Raw genomic sequence first — 13,945 nt, 5'->3', positions numbered from 1 at the left:
AAGCTCCCCAATGTGGCATTCGCTCCACTGGATGGAGCGAATGCCACATTCGCTCCGTTGAGTGGAACAAATGTGGCATTGGGGAGCTTTGGGCGCGGGCGTCAGGCGGCGAGGCGGCGCACGACGGCATCGGCGAGCAGGCGGCCCCGGTCGGTGAGCACGGCACGCCCGGCTCCGAGGGCGGCGCGGTCCAGCAGGCCGTCGTCGGCGGCGGCGCGGGCCTCGCGGGCGCCGTCGGTGTCGAGGGCGGCCAGCGGCAGGCCCTCGGCGAGGCGCAGTTCCAGCATCACCCGCTCCAGGTGCCGGTCGGCGTCGGTGAGCGCCTCGTGCCCCGCGACCGGAAGGCCTCCCTCGGCCAGCTGCGCGCTGTAGCGGGCGGGATGCTTGACGTTCCACCAGCGAACACCGCCCACGTGGCTGTGCGCGCCCGGCCCGGCGCCCCACCAGTCGCCACCACGCCAGTAGCCGAGGTTGTGCGCGCACCGCGCACCGGGTGAGGCGGCCCAGTTGGACACCTCGTACCAGTGCAGCCCCGCCTCCGACAGCGTCGCGTCGAGCAGCTCGTACCGCGCCGCCAGCACGTCGTCGTCCGGTGCGGGCAGCTCGCCCCTGCGCACCCGCCGCGCCAGCGCGGTGCCGTCCTCCACGATCAGCGCGTACGCCGACACGTGGTCCACCCCGGCCTCCAGCACGGCGGCCAGCGACGCCCGCAGGTCCTCGTCGCGCTCCCCCGGCGTGCCGTAGATCAGATCGAGGTTGACGTGCTCGAAGCCGGCCGCCCGCGCCTCCACGGCCGCGGTCACGGGGCGGCCCGGCGTGTGCACGCGGTCCAGCACCCGCAGCACGTGCGGCGCCGCCGACTGCATGCCCAGCGACACGCGGGTGTACCCGGCGGCGCGGATCCCGGCGAAGAACTCCGGCGACGTCGACTCCGGGTTCGACTCGGTGGTCACCTCCGCGCCGTCGGCGAGGCCGAACGCCTGCCGCACGGCGTCCAGGACGGCGGCGAGCCCGTCCACGCCGAGCAACGACGGCGTGCCGCCGCCGACGAACACGGTGTCCGCCGCGGGCGGCGTGCCCAGCAGACCCGCGGCGAGGTCCAGCTCGCGGCGCAGGCCCTCCAGCCACGACGCCGGGGACGCCGCCGAGCCCAGCTCCCCCGCGGTGTAGGTGTTGAAGTCGCAGTACCCGCACCGGGTGGCGCAGAAGGGGACGTGCACGTACACGCCGAACGGCCTTGCGCCGAGTCCGCGCAGCGCGGAGCCGGGCAGCGTGAACTGGGGGGTCACAGCTCCAGTGTCCCACCCAGCTCGGCGAGCTCCTCGACGCCGGTGAGCAGGCCGGGCAGCAGCGGCACGTGCAGCACGCCACCGTGGGCGAAACGCGCGTCCACCTCCGCGAGAATCTGCTGCTGCTCGGCGCGGCGGGACGCGAGCACTCCGGTCTCGGTCCCGGGGACCACGCGGTTCACCACGACGGTGCCCAGCCGCAGGCCCGCCTCGGTCAGCGTGTCCGCGGCCCGCAGGGTCTCGGCGAGCGGCAGCCGCTCCGGCACCAGCACCAGGTGCACGAGGGCGTCGGTCCGCAGCCGCTCGCGCATCCGCTCCAGCCGGGCCCGCCGCGCGTGCAGGCGCTCCAGCAGCGGGTCGGACTCCTCGCGCCTGTCCCCGAGCATCCCGGCGACCAGCCGGTCCACGCCGCGGGCCTGCTCCCGCTGCCGCGCGAGCCCCTCGATCCAGGGCGTCAGCAGCGTGGGCAGCGACAGCAGCCGCACCATGTGCCCGGTCGGCGCGCTGTCGACCACCAGCCGGTCCCACCGGGTGCCGACCTGCTCGACCAGCTCGGTGAGCCGGTCGAGCAGGGCCGACTCGACCGTGCCGGGGCTGTCGGCGGCTCTGGCCAGGTGCCGCCGCACCGCGGGCATGATCTCGGCGGGCACCGCGTGCCGCGCGTCCTCGGCCACCTCGGCGATCCGGCGGCGGGCCTGCTCCTCCCCGCTGATCTCGGCGGCGTGCAGGCCCGGCGCCACCTGCCGCGGCTCCCCGGACAGCGAGGTGCGCAGCGCGTCGCCCAGCGAATGCGCCGGGTCGGTGGACACGACCAGCGTGCGGTGCCCCTCACCCGCCTGCCGCAGGGCGAAGGCGGCGGCCAGCGTCGTCTTGCCGACACCGCCCTTGCCGCCGAGGAACCGGACGGCCGTCAACAACACACCCCGGCGTCACCGAAGCTCTCCTGCCCCATCCGCCGATGCCAGGCGTGCACGTCGGCGACCAGGTACGGGATGGCCTCCAGCGTCTCGTAGGCCACCGGGTTGTCGACACCGAGCGACTCGAGCAGGACGAGGGCGCGCAGGGTGTCCTGCTGCCTGCGCGCCTCCCGCCGCACGCCCTGCCGCCAGCGGGCGACGAACAGCTGGTCGTGGCCGCGCTCGAGGCGCCGCCACGCCGCCGCCAGCCGGGAGGTGAGGCTCACCGCTCGTGTTCCGGCTCCGGCTCGGGCTCACCGGCCAGCGCCGCCAGCCTGCCCTTGCGCAGCGCGAGAGCCGCCTCGACGATCAGCCACAGCGCCAGCACGAAGATGATCGCGTCGAGCGGCGCGAGCACCCACTGCTGCTCCTCGATGAAGTTGCCGAGGTTGACCACGAGCGCCCAGCTGGTCATCGCCAGCAGGAACACCAGGGGGATCAGCACGGCGACCGGGTTGCGGCGCCTGCGGGTGACCCACACGGCGATCACGGCGAGCGCCAGCCCCGCGGTGAGCTGGTTGGTGGTGCCGAACAGCTGCCACAGCACGCCGAAGGTGTAGCCCGCCTCGCCGCCGCCCGGCAGCAGGGCCATCACCAGCGGGATCAGCACGGCGAGCGCCGTGGCGATGGTGACGTTGCGGGAGATCACGCGCGCACCGGCGATCTCGGCGATCTCCTGCACGATGTAGCGCTGCAGCCGGACGCCGGTGTCCATGGTGGTGGCGGCGAAGCTGATCACCACGATCGCCGCGAAGATCACCGCGATGGAGTTGGAGATGCCCAGGTTCTCCGCGAAGCTCGCGACGCCACCGACGAAGTTGCCCGCCGCGCCGTCGGAGGCGGTGGCGAAGCTGGCGTAGAGCTCGTTCCACTCCACCTGCGTGGCCGCGATGCCCGCCGTGCAGGCCAGGATGGAGCCCACGGCCAGCGAGCCCTCGCCGACCGCGCCCATGTAGCCGACGTAGCGGGCGTCGGTCTCCTTGTCGAGCTGTTTCGACGTCGTGCCCGACGACACCAGGCTGTGGAACCCGGAGATCGCGCCGCAGGCGATGGTGATGAACAGGAACGGGAACCAGTGCGGCGAGCCCTCCGGGGTGTCGTTGAAGGCCGGAGCGACGATCTGGTCCATCCCGACGATGACGCCGAGGCCGATGACGCCGAGCGCGATGAACAGCTGGTGGGAGTTGATGTAGTCGCGGGGCTGCAGCAGCACCCACACCGGCAGCCGCGAAGCGATGAAGGTGTAGGCGAAGAGCAGGATCACCCAGATGTTGCGCTCGGTGAACAGGCCGTCCTCGGCGGCGATGCCCGCCAGCGAGATCGGCAGCAGCTGGCCGAGCAGGATCGACGCGTACAGCAGGATCACGCCGACGATCGACGGGATCAGCGCCGCGCTGCGCGTGCGGTAGATGTACTGCCCGATGCCGATGGCCAGCGGGATCTCCAGCAGGATCGGCAGCACGGCCTCGGGGTTGGCCACGAACAGGTTGCCGATGACCACCGCGAACACGGCGTTGACCAGCGTGAGCAGGAAGAAGATGATCAGCAGGAACAGCGCGCGGGCCCGCTTGTTGATCACGTCCTTGGCCAGCGAGCCGATGCTGCGGGCCCGGTGCCGCACCGACACGGCGAGCGCGCCGAAGTCGTGCACACCCGCGGCGAAGATCGTGCCGAGCACGACCCATGCCAGCGCGGGCCCCCAGCCCCAGAACACGGCGATGGCGGGGCCGACGATCGGCGCGGCGCCCGCCACCGAGGTGAAGTGGTGCCCGAAGAGGACGTGCTTGTTGGTGGGCATGAAGTCCACGCCGTCGCGCATGCTGTGCGCGGGGGTGACGAACGCGGGGTCGAGGGCGTAGACCTTCGTGGCGAGATAGGAGGAGTAATACCGGTAGCCCAGGAAGAACAGCACGGCTACGACCAGGGCTACGACGATGGCGGGCATGTCGCTCACTCCACGGGGCACCATTGACGGGGGCTTCTGACGAGGTGGCACCGTAACAGCCGGGGAATTTTCTGATAAGGCCTGAGTAATGAACGAGCTGGTTCCGTTATGGCGGCGCGCCATCACCGCGGAGGTCTGCTGGCTGGACGAGGCGGGGGAGCCCGCCGCGCTGGCGGTGACGCCCCTGCTCGCGGGCAGCACGCCGTGCGTGGCCGTGCCCTACGCCCGCGCGGCGGAGGTCGCGAGCCTGCGCCGCGCGTCGCGCGTGGCCTTCGCCGTGACCGACTCCCGGTCGCTGCGGCCCGGCCGCCCCGGCGCGCTGTGGTCCGGCTCCGTGGAGGTCGCCGACGACACCTCGGGCGACTTCTTCGCCACGGAGCTGCTGCGGCAGGAGCTGGCGAAGTACCCGCCGTCGCGCACGCTGGCCGACAGCCCGCTGCTGTGCAGGGAGAACTGGTGGTGGCTGCCGCGCATCGTCGTCCGCCTCACCGGGGCGGCGGCGGGGCCGGAGCTGCCCGCGCGCACCAACCCGGCGCGGCACGCCCTGCTCGTCCGCGAGCGGGACGCGGAGCTGGCGGTCGACGTCGTGGACGTCGACGACCTCACGCGGCGGCGGGTGCCGCTGCGCAGGCTGGACGGCGGGACCGTGCGGGGTGACGGCGCGCCGGGCCTGCTGCTCGGCTACGACTACTCCATCCCGGACCTGGAGCGCTGGGAGCCGTGGTCGGCGCGGGGGACGGTGCTCGGCGAGGAGCTGGCCGTCACGGCGCGCGCCGGCGAGCCCGGCGCCGAGCTGGCCCCCCTGCGGCTGCTGCAGCGGATCCGCAGGCAGCGGCTGCTTGCCAGCCGGTGCAAGCAGGGCATCCTGGACGCGGAGCGGGCGAGCGCCGGGTGAGCCGTCCGCGCGGGGCGGAAAAGCGCAGGTGACGTTGCTCCCACGATGCGGACGGCGCTGGACCATATTTTGAGCAGCATGGCACCCTGAGAGGCGTGACTTCTGCAGGTGTGTCCCTCGTGGTGCGGCGCCACGTCGACTACCTGCGCGTCTCCAGCAGTCTCTGCCGGCGCTGACCGTAGCGCGCCCTTGATCTGTGATGACGGACACCGGCGCCGGGCCTGCCGCGAACTGCTCCCACCACTGGCTCGACCAGGGCGTTCCGGCGCGCGTGGCGCCTTCACCTGAGCACCAGCCCTGGAGGACGAGGACAGATGGCCCCGAACGCAGGCCGCCCCGCACGGACCAAGCAGCGCCGCGGTGAGGGTCAGTGGGCCCTGGGCTACCGCGAGCCGCTGAACCCGAACGAGCGCTCGAAGAAGGACGACCACCCGCTGAACGTCCGCGCGCGGATCGAAAACATCTACGCCCACCGCGGCTTCGACTCGATCGACCCCGGTGACCTGCGCGGACGGTTCCGCTGGTACGGGCTCTACACCCAGCGCAAGCCCGGCATCGACGGCGGTCGCACGGCCACCCTCGAGCCCGAGGAGCTCGACGACAGCTACTTCATGCTGCGCGTGCGCCTCGACGGCGGCGCCCTCACCACCGACCAGCTCGCGCTGCTCGGCGAGATCTCGCAGACCTACGCGCGCGACAGCGCCGACATCACCGACCGGCAGAACATCCAGTACCACTGGATCCGGGTCGAGGACATGCCGACGATCTGGGCCAAACTGGAGGCCGCGGGCATGACCACCATGGAGGCCTGCGGTGACAGCCCGCGCGTGATCCTCGGCTCCCCCGTGGCCGGCATCGCGCGCGAGGAGATCATCGACGGCACGCCCGCGATCGACGAGATCAGGCGCCGCTACGTCGGCGATCCGCAGTTCGCCAACCTGCCGCGGAAGTTCAAGACCGCGATCTCCGGGCAGGCCGACGTGGCGCACGAGATCCACGACGTCGCGTTCGTCGGCGTCGAGCACCCCGAGCACGGACCCGGCTTCGACGTGTGGGTCGGCGGCGGTCTTTCGACCAACCCGATGCTCGGCCAGCGGCTGGGCGCCTGGGTGCCCCGCGACGAGGTGCCCGAGGTCTGGGCGGGCGTGGTCAGCGTCTTCCGCGACTACGGCTACCGCAGGCTGCGCTCGCGTGCCCGCATCAAGTTCCTGGTCAAGGACTGGGGTGCGGAGAAGTTCCGCGAGGTGCTGGAGACCGAGTACCTCAAGCGGCCGCTGCTGGACGGCCCCGCGCCCGAGGTGCCCGCCGAGCCGATCGACCACGTCGGCGTGCACGAGCAGGTCGACGGCAGGTTCTACGTCGGCGGCGCCCCCGTGGCCGGCCGCTCGTCCGGCTCGATGCTGCTCGCGGTGGCCAAGGCCGCCGAGCGTGCCGGGTCCGGGCGGGTGCGGCTGACGCCGCAGCAGAAGCTGGTGGTGCTCGACGTGCCGGAGGGCGAGGTCGAGGCGCTCAAGGCCGAGCTCGCCGAGGCCGGGCTGCAGACCGACCCGTCGCCGTGGCGCCGGAGCGTGATGGCGTGCACCGGCATCGAGTTCTGCAAGCTCGCGATCGTGGAGACCAAGGCCAGGGCGCAGGAACTGGTCGCCGACCTGGAGCGCAGGCTTGCCGACATCCAGGGCGACATCGACACCCCGGTGAGCGTCCACCTCAACGGCTGCCCCAACTCGTGCGCCCGCATCCAGGTCGCCGATATCGGACTCAAAGGACAAATCGTCACCGATGACGACGGCAACCAGGTCGAGGGCTTCCAGGTGCATCTCGGCGGTGGGCTCGGACTCGACGCGGGCTTCGGTCGTAAGCTGCGCGGGCACAAGGTCACCAGTGCGGAGCTGACGGACTATGTGGAACGAGTGGTGCGCACCTATCTCGACCAGCGGAAACCGGGCGAGCGGTTCGCCCAGTGGGTGACGCGTGCCGACGAGGCCGACCTGAAATGACCGAGCCCGCGCCCTCGCAGCCCTCCCGCGCCACGCCGTTCTACTGTCCGTACTGTGGCGACGAGGATCTCCGACCGGAAGAGAACGGAGCCTGGCTCTGTTCGTCCTGTCGAAGGGTGTTCTCGGTGAGATTCATCGGTCTGCAGATACCGGAGGTAACTCGATGACCGTGGCGGCGTCGACTGACGAACTGAAGGCACTGGCGGAGCGGGCATCCGAGGAGCTCGCCGACGCCACGGCCGAACAGGCACTGCGCTGGGCGGTGGAGCAGTTCGGGGACGATCTGATCGTCGCGTCGAACATGCAGGACGCGGTGCTCATCGACCTCGCCACCAAGGTGAAGTCCGATGTGGATGTGCTGTTCCTCGAGACCGGCTACCACTTCGCCGAGACCATCGGCACCCGCGACGCGGTGGCCACCGTCTACCCCGACATCACCATCGTGAACGCGATGCCGGAACAGAGTGTCGCGGAGCAGGACGCGGAGTACGGGCCGAAGCTGCACGACCGGGATCCCAACCTGTGCTGCCACCTGCGTAAGGTGGTCCCGCTCCGCAACACGCTCGCGAACTACTCGTGCTGGGTCACGGGTGTCCGCAGGGTCGACGCGCCCACCAGGGCCAACACGCCGATCGTGACCTGGGACGACCGCAACGGCCTCGTGAAGGTCAACCCGATCGCGGCGTGGACCGACGACGAGTTCAACAACTACATCGACGAGCACGGGATCCTGCAGAACCCCCTGGTGAGCGAGGGCTACCCCTCGATCGGCTGCGCCCCGTGCACGGCGAAGGTGGCCCCCGGCGCGGACCCGCGCAGCGGCCGCTGGGCCGGACAGTCCAAGACCGAATGCGGCCTGCACGGCTGAGGAAGGACGTCATGACCGCAGTGTCCGAAAGCGCAGTGCCCGTCGAAGCCACCGACGCGGCGCGGGACAATCTCAAAGCCCTGGAGTCCGAGGCCATCCACATCTTCCGCGAGGTCGCGGGAGAGTTCGACCGGCCGGTGATCCTGTTCTCCGGAGGGAAGGACTCCACGCTGCTGCTGCACCTGGCGATCAAGGCCTTCTGGCCCGCACCGGTGCCGTTCCCGCTGCTGCACGTGGACACCGGGCACAACTTCGACGAGGTCATCCAGTTCCGCGACCAGGTCGTCGAGCAGCACGGGCTGCGGCTGATCGTCGCGCACGTGCAGGACTGGATCGACGACGGGCGGCTCACCGAACGGCCCGACGGCACCCGCAACCCCCTGCAGACCCAGCCGCTGCTCGACACGATCACCGAGCACAAGTTCGACGCCGTGTTCGGCGGCGGGCGCAGGGACGAGGAGCGGGCCAGGGCGAAGGAGCGCATCTTCAGCCTCCGCAACGCCTTCGGCCAGTGGGACCCGCGCAGGCAGCGGCCGGAGCTGTGGAACCTCTACAACGGCAGGCACCGCCCCGGCGAGCACGTGCGCGTCTTCCCGCTGTCGAACTGGACCGAGGCCGACGTCTGGAACTACATCGCGCGCGAGGGCGTGGAGCTGCCCTCGATCTACTACGCCCACCGGCGCAAGGTGTACCGCAGGGACGGCATGTGGCTCACCGAGGGACCGTGGGGCGGCCCGCGGGACGGTGAGGTCGTCGAGGAGCTGATGGTGCGCTACCGCACCGTCGGTGACGGCTCGTGCACCGGCGCGGTCGAGTCCACCGCCACCACGGTGGAGGAAGTGATCGCCGAGGTGCAGGCCAGCAGGCTGACCGAGCGCGGCGCCACCAGGGCGGACGACCGGCTCTCCGAAGCCGCCATGGAGGACCGCAAGCGGGAGGGGTACTTCTGATGGCAGCGACGGCATGCACGGCAGCCTCGAACGTCAGCGCGCCGAGGGAGGGAAAGTGATGTCCAGCCTGCTGAGGCTCGCGACGGCCGGGAGCGTGGACGACGGCAAGTCGACGCTGGTCGGGCGGCTGCTGTACGACACCAAGTCGGTGCTGGCCGACCAGCTCGACGCGGTGCAGCGCGCCAGCGTCGACCGCGGGCTGTCCACACCGGACCTGTCGCTGCTGGTGGACGGCCTGCGCTCGGAGCGGGAGCAGGGCATCACCATCGACGTCGCCTACCGCTACTTCGCCACCCCCCGGCGCAGCTTCGTGCTCGCCGACACGCCGGGTCACGTGCAGTACACCCGCAACACCGTCACCGGCGCGTCCACCGCGCAGCTTGCGGTGCTGCTCGTCGACGCCCGCAAGGGTGTGGTGGAGCAGACCAGGCGGCACGCTGCCGTGCTCGCGCTGCTCGGTGTCCCGCGGCTGGTGCTCGCCGTGAACAAGGTGGACCTCATCGGCTACGACGAGGCGGCGTTCACGGTGATCGCCAAGGAGTTCACCGCGCACGCGGCGTCGCTGGGCTACCCGGACGGCTCGGTGCTGTCGATCCCGGTGTCGGCGCTGCACGGAGACAATGTGGCCACGAGCTCGGAGAACACGCCCTGGTACACCGGGCCGACGCTGCTGGAGCACCTGGAGAACGTGCCCGTGGCGCCGGACCCGCACGAGGCGCCGTTCCGGTTCCCCGTGCAGTACGTGATCCGGCCGCGCACCCCGGAGCACCCGGACTACCGCGGCTACGCGGGCCAGATCGCCTCCGGCACCGTCCGGCCGGGAGATCAGGTCGTGGTGCTGCCGCAGGGCCTGCGCTCGACCGTGGAGAGCGTGGACACCGCGGACGGCACGCTGGACGAGGCGGGCGCGGGCAGCTCGGTGACCGTGATGCTGGCCGACGACCTCGACATCGCCAGGGGTGACCTCATCGCCTCGGCCTCCGACCGGCCGGAGGTCACCGACGAGGTCACGGCGGCGCTGTGCTGGCTGTCGAGCAAGCCGCTGCAGGCGGGCACGCGGGTGCTCGTCAAGCACGGCGCGCGGACGGTGCAGGGGCTGATCGAGGAGATCGCGTCGCGCTTCGACGAGCAGACGCTGTCCACTGTCGACGGTCCCGACGTGCTGGAGCTCAACGACATCGGCAGCGTCCGGCTGCGGCTGTCGGAGGAGATCCCGGTGGACGACTACTCGCAGAGCCCGCGCACCGGCGCGTTCCTGGTGATCGACCCGAAGGACGGCGACACCCTGGCCGCGGGCCTGGTGGGCGACCGGTTCTCCACGCTGGGAGCTCCGGAGAAGGCATGACGCCGGCACCCGCCGCCGCGCCACCGCTCGTGGCCGTCGCCCACGGCAGCCGCGACCCCCGGTCGGCGGCGACCGTGCGCGCACTGGTCGAGACGATCCGCACGCGGCGGCCGGGGCTGGACGTGCGGGCGGCCTTTCTGGACCTGTCCGAGCCGTCGGTGCCCGACGCGCTCGAGGCCCTGCACACGGAGGGGCACCGGCACGTCGTGGCGGTGCCCCTCCTGCTGGGCCGTGCCTACCACGCGCGCGTGGACCTGCCCGCACTGATCGACGACGTGACCCGGCGCCTGCCGCGGCTGCGGGTGCCCGTGGCGGACGTGCTGGGCGCCGACCCGCAGCTGGAGGAGCTGGCGCTGGGCCGGCTCGCCGGCACCGGAGCCGACCTGACCGATCCCGCGCTGGGAGTGGTGCTGGCCGCGGTCGGGTCGTCGCATTCGGCGGCCAACGACGTCGTGGCCCGGATCGCCCAGCGCTGGCAGGCCCGCCACGGCTGCCTGGTGAGCGCGGCCTTCGCCAGTGCCGCCAAGCCCGACGTCCCCGCCGCGGTCGCCAGGCTGCGGGCGCTGGGGGCACGCCGGTTCGCGGTCGCGTCGTGGTTCCTCGCGCCGGGTCTGCTGCCCGACCGCATCCAGGCGCTCGCCGAGGAGGCGGCACCGGGCGCCCTCGTCGCGGAGCCGCTGGGCGCCGAGGCGCGCGTGGCCGAGGTCGTGCTGCGCCGCTACGCCGAGGCTCTCGGCGCGGCGGCGCGCACCGCTTGAGCCGCCGCACATCGGGCACCGCCCCGGGCGGCGATGTGCGAGGGTGTTGGCATGGCTGACGAACTGGTGCACTACGACGTGGCTGGCGGGGTCGCCACCCTCACCCTGGACTCACCGCACAACCGCAACGCGCTGTCCGCGCAGTTGCGCAGGGAGCTGCGCGACGGCCTCGAGCGCGCGATCGGCGACGACGCGGTGCGCGTGATCGTGCTCACCCACACCGGCCCGGTGTTCTGCGCGGGGATGGATCTCAAGGAGGCCCGCGGCGCCGGCGCGCAGGACCAGGGGGTCAACGAGTTCCCCGCGATCCTGGAACGCATCTGGACCAGCCCGAAGCCGGTCGTGGCCAGGCTGGCGGGTCCCGCGCGTGCGGGCGGCGTCGGTATCGTCGCCGCCGCCGACATCGCCGTCGCGGCGCGGGAGGCGACCTTCGCCTTCACCGAGGTGCGCATCGGCGTGATTCCCGCCATCATCTCGGTGACCGTGCTGCCCCGGCTGACGCCGAGGGCCGCGCACGAACTCTTCCTCACCGGCGACACCTTCGACGCCGAGCGCGCGGCGGCCGTCGGCCTGATCAACTCGGCCGTTCCCGCCGAGGCCCTGGACGCGGAGGTCGAGCGGTACGTCACGTCGCTGGCGCTGGGCGGGCCCGCCGCGCTGGCCGCCACCAAGGATCTGCTGCAGGGCGAGACGGGCCGCGGCATGGCCGAGACGTTCCAGTCGATGCTGGCCACCTCCGCCCGCTTCTTCGCCAGCGAGGAGGGCCAGGAGGGCATCACCGCCTTCGCCGAGAAGCGCAAGCCCAACTGGGTGCCGTAGCACGCGGCCCTGCCGTCCCGCCCGCCGCTCCGAACGAGCCCGCGGGCGGGCGGCTCAGTCGGCGAGGACGACCGTGAGAGTGCGGCTGTTGGCGCGTTCCCCGCCTGACGCGAGCGCGCGCTGCGCGTCGGAGAGGGTGCCGTGCACGGCGAGGTAGGCGCCGGGGTCGGCCTTCTTGAGCACGTCGGAGGCCACCCAGATCAGCACGTGCTCGCCCGAGGGCAGCCACGACAGGTCGGTGAGGCAGTCGTAGAGCGCGTCGAGGTTGCGACCGAAGTAGTCCGGGAAGGACAGTGCCGCGGCGATCGCGTCGAGCGTGCCCAGCTTGTCGGGCCGGGTGCTGCCGTCGAGCACGTGTGCGAACGCACCACGGGCCCTGGCCTGTTGCGTGGCCGTGGCCACGTCCGGACGCTGTTGCACGTTCATCGGCGCGGGTCCACGACGACGAAGGAGGCGTAGTGGTCGCCGGTGTAGTACAACTCACGCTCCTCGCCGGTGACCAGCCTGCGGGGGCCCCGGTCGGCGCTGCCCGGCGTCGGGACCGTGTACTCCCGGTAGTAACCGGATGGCTTCTCTGGCAACAACTTCTCCCTATTGCCGAATACGGTGCCGTCTCTGTCGGGATACGGGAACGGCCCGCCCCGCTCGATGAGCCGCCAGGTCTGGTCCACCTCCTCCGGCAGACTCGACAGCGGCACGACTTCGAGGCCCGAACCCGCGCCCGGCAGGCTACCCCGGTGCTCGGCCGGGTCGTTAACCGCTACGACTTCCTGGACCAGCCAGCCACCGATCACGAGGACGAGGAGGCCGATCAGCGCCGCGCTGATGCGCCTGCGGGAGAGCATGTCCGGCGCCTACGACCGTCTGCCCGCGCGGCGGGCGCCCCGGCGCATCCGGCCTGCCCGGTCGGCCACGAAGTCCACGACCCGGTGGATCAGCCAGGCGAGCCCCAGGCACAGCGGCACCAGAACCGCCATGACCAGCACGAACTGCACGGGGAACCACTGCTGCGCGAGCCACAGCTCGAAACCGTCCCACCAGCGGGCCACTCCGTCGAACACATCGGAAAGCCTACGCCAGGTAGGTTGACGCCATGTTCGCCGTCTACGCCAAAGAAGCCAATCCTGACGATCCGCTGGCCTCGCTCGTCGTCGGCGAGCGACCGGACCCCGACGTGCCCGACGGCTGGGTGCGGGTGTCGGTCAAGGCGGCCAGCCTGAACATGCACGACGTGTGGACGCTGCGCGGAGTGGGGATCAAGGCCGAGCAGTTCCCGATGATCCTGGGCTGTGACGGTGCCGGGGTCCTCGACGACGGCACCGAGGTGGTCCTGCACTCGGTGGTCAACGACGAGTCGTGGCACGGGGACGACACGCTCGATCCGAAGCGGACCCTGCTCACCGAGAAACACCAGGGGACGTTCGCCGACTCGGTCGTCGTCCCCGCGCGCAACGTGCTGCCGAAGCCGGCCGGGCTCTCCTTCGCCGAGGCCGCCACGATGGGCACGGCCTGGCTCACCGCCTACCGGATGCTGTTCGTCAAGTCCGGGCTGCGGCCGGGGCAGACGATGCTCGTGCAGGGCGCCTCCGGCGGCGTCGCGACGGCGCTCGTGCAGCTCGGCAGGGCCGCGGGAATGCGGGTGTGGGTCACCGGCCGCAGCGAGGAGAAGCGGGCGCTGGCCGAGCAGCTCGGCGCGCACCAGAGCTTCGAGCCAGGCACCCGGCTGCCGGAACGGGTGGACGCGGTGTTCGAGACCGTCGGCAAGGCGACCTGGTCACACTCGGTGAAGTCGCTGAAGCCGGGCGGGATCATCGTGGTCTCCGGCTCCACCAGCGGTCCCGACGCGAACGCGGAGCTGCAGCGAGTGTTCTTCCTGCAGCTGCGGGTGGTCGGTTCCACGATGGGCACCCGCGACGAGCTGCAGAACCTGCTCTCCTACGTCTCGCTGGCCGGTATCCGGCCGCAGATCGGCGCCGAACTGCCGCTGGCGGAGGCCCAGCGCGGCTTCGAGGACATGATGAAAGGCGCCACCGCGGGAAAGATCGTGTTCACGCACTGATCGACAAACAAGGCTCTGACCAGCGAAGACGCGTTGTTGACACCGTGCCGATATGGGTTCGTAG

General features: G+C 71.7%; 16 protein-coding genes. 9 read left to right on the top strand and 7 right to left on the bottom strand.

Going from position 1 to position 13,945, the window contains the following annotated elements:
• Positions 1–101: 101 nt before the first annotated feature.
• The 4 genes from hemW to BAY60_RS15115 are packed head-to-tail and all read right to left on the bottom strand — an operon-like array spanning position 102 to position 4,190.
• Positions 102–1,289, bottom strand: a complete 1,188-nt coding sequence (hemW, locus tag BAY60_RS15130; RefSeq protein ID WP_112281562.1) for a radical SAM family heme chaperone HemW — start codon at positions 1,287–1,289, stop codon at positions 102–104.
• A complete protein-coding gene (locus tag BAY60_RS15125; RefSeq protein WP_112281561.1) occupies positions 1,286–2,203 on the bottom strand; it encodes an ArsA family ATPase in 918 nt (305 codons plus the stop codon). Before BAY60_RS15125 ends, hemW begins: the two co-directional genes overlap by 4 nt.
• On the bottom strand, positions 2,200–2,472 hold the full coding sequence (locus BAY60_RS15120) for a cory-CC-star protein (protein WP_112281560.1): 273 nt from the start codon (positions 2,470–2,472) through the stop codon (positions 2,200–2,202). The genes BAY60_RS15125 and BAY60_RS15120 overlap by 4 nt, the downstream gene beginning before the upstream one ends.
• A complete protein-coding gene (locus tag BAY60_RS15115) occupies positions 2,469–4,190 on the bottom strand; it encodes a carbon starvation CstA family protein (RefSeq protein WP_112281559.1) in 1,722 nt (573 codons plus the stop codon). Before BAY60_RS15115 ends, BAY60_RS15120 begins: the two co-directional genes overlap by 4 nt.
• An 88-nt stretch (positions 4,191–4,278) precedes the next feature.
• On the opposite strand from BAY60_RS15115, the gene BAY60_RS15110 reads away from it, so the two are divergent.
• From BAY60_RS15110 to BAY60_RS15075, 8 genes are all read left to right on the top strand, one after another.
• A complete protein-coding gene (locus tag BAY60_RS15110; RefSeq protein ID WP_112281558.1) occupies positions 4,279–5,085 on the top strand; it encodes a hypothetical protein in 807 nt (268 codons plus the stop codon).
• Positions 5,086–5,399: 314 nt separating this feature from the next.
• Positions 5,400–7,082, top strand: coding sequence for a nitrite/sulfite reductase (locus BAY60_RS15105; RefSeq protein ID WP_112281557.1), 1,683 nt, complete (start codon positions 5,400–5,402; stop codon positions 7,080–7,082).
• Positions 7,079–7,249 (top strand): Insertion element protein, encoded by a 171-nt coding sequence (locus BAY60_RS37890; RefSeq protein WP_112281556.1) that lies wholly within the window; start codon positions 7,079–7,081, stop codon positions 7,247–7,249. The genes BAY60_RS15105 and BAY60_RS37890 overlap by 4 nt, the downstream gene beginning before the upstream one ends.
• Positions 7,246–7,950 (top strand): phosphoadenylyl-sulfate reductase, encoded by a 705-nt coding sequence (locus BAY60_RS15095; RefSeq protein ID WP_112281555.1) that lies wholly within the window; start codon positions 7,246–7,248, stop codon positions 7,948–7,950. Before BAY60_RS37890 ends, BAY60_RS15095 begins: the two co-directional genes overlap by 4 nt.
• Before the next feature lie 11 nt (positions 7,951–7,961).
• On the top strand, positions 7,962–8,900 hold the full coding sequence (cysD, locus tag BAY60_RS15090) for a sulfate adenylyltransferase subunit CysD (RefSeq protein WP_112281554.1): 939 nt from the start codon (positions 7,962–7,964) through the stop codon (positions 8,898–8,900).
• A gap of 58 nt (positions 8,901–8,958) precedes the next feature.
• A complete protein-coding gene (locus BAY60_RS15085) occupies positions 8,959–10,245 on the top strand; it encodes a sulfate adenylyltransferase subunit 1 (RefSeq protein ID WP_112281553.1) in 1,287 nt (428 codons plus the stop codon).
• Positions 10,242–11,003, top strand: coding sequence for a sirohydrochlorin chelatase (locus BAY60_RS15080; RefSeq protein WP_112281552.1), 762 nt, complete (start codon positions 10,242–10,244; stop codon positions 11,001–11,003). The genes BAY60_RS15085 and BAY60_RS15080 overlap by 4 nt, the downstream gene beginning before the upstream one ends.
• A 51-nt stretch (positions 11,004–11,054) precedes the next feature.
• A complete protein-coding gene (locus tag BAY60_RS15075; protein ID WP_112281551.1) occupies positions 11,055–11,822 on the top strand; it encodes an enoyl-CoA hydratase family protein in 768 nt (255 codons plus the stop codon).
• Between the two features lie 54 nt (positions 11,823–11,876).
• Here the strand turns inward: BAY60_RS15075 and BAY60_RS15070 are convergent, their stop codons facing one another.
• From BAY60_RS15070 to BAY60_RS15060, 3 genes are read right to left on the bottom strand one after another with little or no spacing between them, the layout of a single operon-like run.
• A complete protein-coding gene (locus tag BAY60_RS15070) occupies positions 11,877–12,248 on the bottom strand; it encodes a barstar family protein (RefSeq protein ID WP_112281550.1) in 372 nt (123 codons plus the stop codon).
• Complete coding sequence (locus tag BAY60_RS15065) at positions 12,245–12,667, bottom strand: guanyl-specific ribonuclease (protein WP_112281549.1); 423 nt, start codon at positions 12,665–12,667, stop codon at positions 12,245–12,247. Before BAY60_RS15065 ends, BAY60_RS15070 begins: the two co-directional genes overlap by 4 nt.
• Positions 12,668–12,676: 9 nt before the next feature.
• Positions 12,677–12,883 carry a hypothetical protein gene (locus BAY60_RS15060; RefSeq protein ID WP_112281548.1) on the bottom strand — a complete coding sequence of 69 codons (207 nt, stop codon included), beginning with the start codon at positions 12,881–12,883 and terminating at the stop codon, positions 12,677–12,679.
• Between the two features lie 32 nt (positions 12,884–12,915).
• Here BAY60_RS15060 and BAY60_RS15055 point away from each other — a divergent pair, with 32 nt between their 5' ends.
• Positions 12,916–13,881: a zinc-binding dehydrogenase gene (locus BAY60_RS15055; RefSeq protein ID WP_112281547.1), complete on the top strand. Its 966-nt coding sequence runs from the start codon at positions 12,916–12,918 to the stop codon at positions 13,879–13,881.
• Positions 13,882–13,945 lie beyond the last annotated feature (64 nt).

Source organism: Prauserella muralis (genome assembly GCF_003202285.1).
In the GTDB taxonomy this organism is placed as follows: domain Bacteria; phylum Actinomycetota; class Actinomycetes; order Mycobacteriales; family Pseudonocardiaceae; genus Prauserella_B; species Prauserella_B muralis.
The sequence above is the reverse complement of the archived record's forward strand: the minus strand, read 5'-3'. Positions and strand labels throughout refer to the sequence as shown.

Coding starts and splice junctions, on each gene's coding strand:
- BAY60_RS15095 (WP_112281555.1), top strand. CDS start 7,246: ATGACCGTGGCGGCGTCGACTGACGAACTGAAGGCACTGGCGGAGCGG.
- BAY60_RS37890 (WP_112281556.1), top strand. CDS start 7,079: ATGACCGAGCCCGCGCCCTCGCAGCCCTCCCGCGCCACGCCGTTCTAC.
- BAY60_RS15075 (WP_112281551.1), top strand. CDS start 11,055: ATGGCTGACGAACTGGTGCACTACGACGTGGCTGGCGGGGTCGCCACC.
- BAY60_RS15055 (WP_112281547.1), top strand. CDS start 12,916: ATGTTCGCCGTCTACGCCAAAGAAGCCAATCCTGACGATCCGCTGGCC.
- BAY60_RS15080 (WP_112281552.1), top strand. CDS start 10,242: ATGACGCCGGCACCCGCCGCCGCGCCACCGCTCGTGGCCGTCGCCCAC.
- BAY60_RS15085 (WP_112281553.1), top strand. CDS start 8,959: ATGTCCAGCCTGCTGAGGCTCGCGACGGCCGGGAGCGTGGACGACGGC.
- BAY60_RS15110 (WP_112281558.1), top strand. CDS start 4,279: ATGAACGAGCTGGTTCCGTTATGGCGGCGCGCCATCACCGCGGAGGTC.
- BAY60_RS15105 (WP_112281557.1), top strand. CDS start 5,400: ATGGCCCCGAACGCAGGCCGCCCCGCACGGACCAAGCAGCGCCGCGGT.
- cysD (WP_112281554.1), top strand. CDS start 7,962: ATGACCGCAGTGTCCGAAAGCGCAGTGCCCGTCGAAGCCACCGACGCG.
- BAY60_RS15070 (WP_112281550.1), bottom strand. CDS start 12,248: ATGAACGTGCAACAGCGTCCGGACGTGGCCACGGCCACGCAACAGGCC.
- BAY60_RS15065 (WP_112281549.1), bottom strand. CDS start 12,667: ATGCTCTCCCGCAGGCGCATCAGCGCGGCGCTGATCGGCCTCCTCGTC.
- BAY60_RS15115 (WP_112281559.1), bottom strand. CDS start 4,190: ATGCCCGCCATCGTCGTAGCCCTGGTCGTAGCCGTGCTGTTCTTCCTG.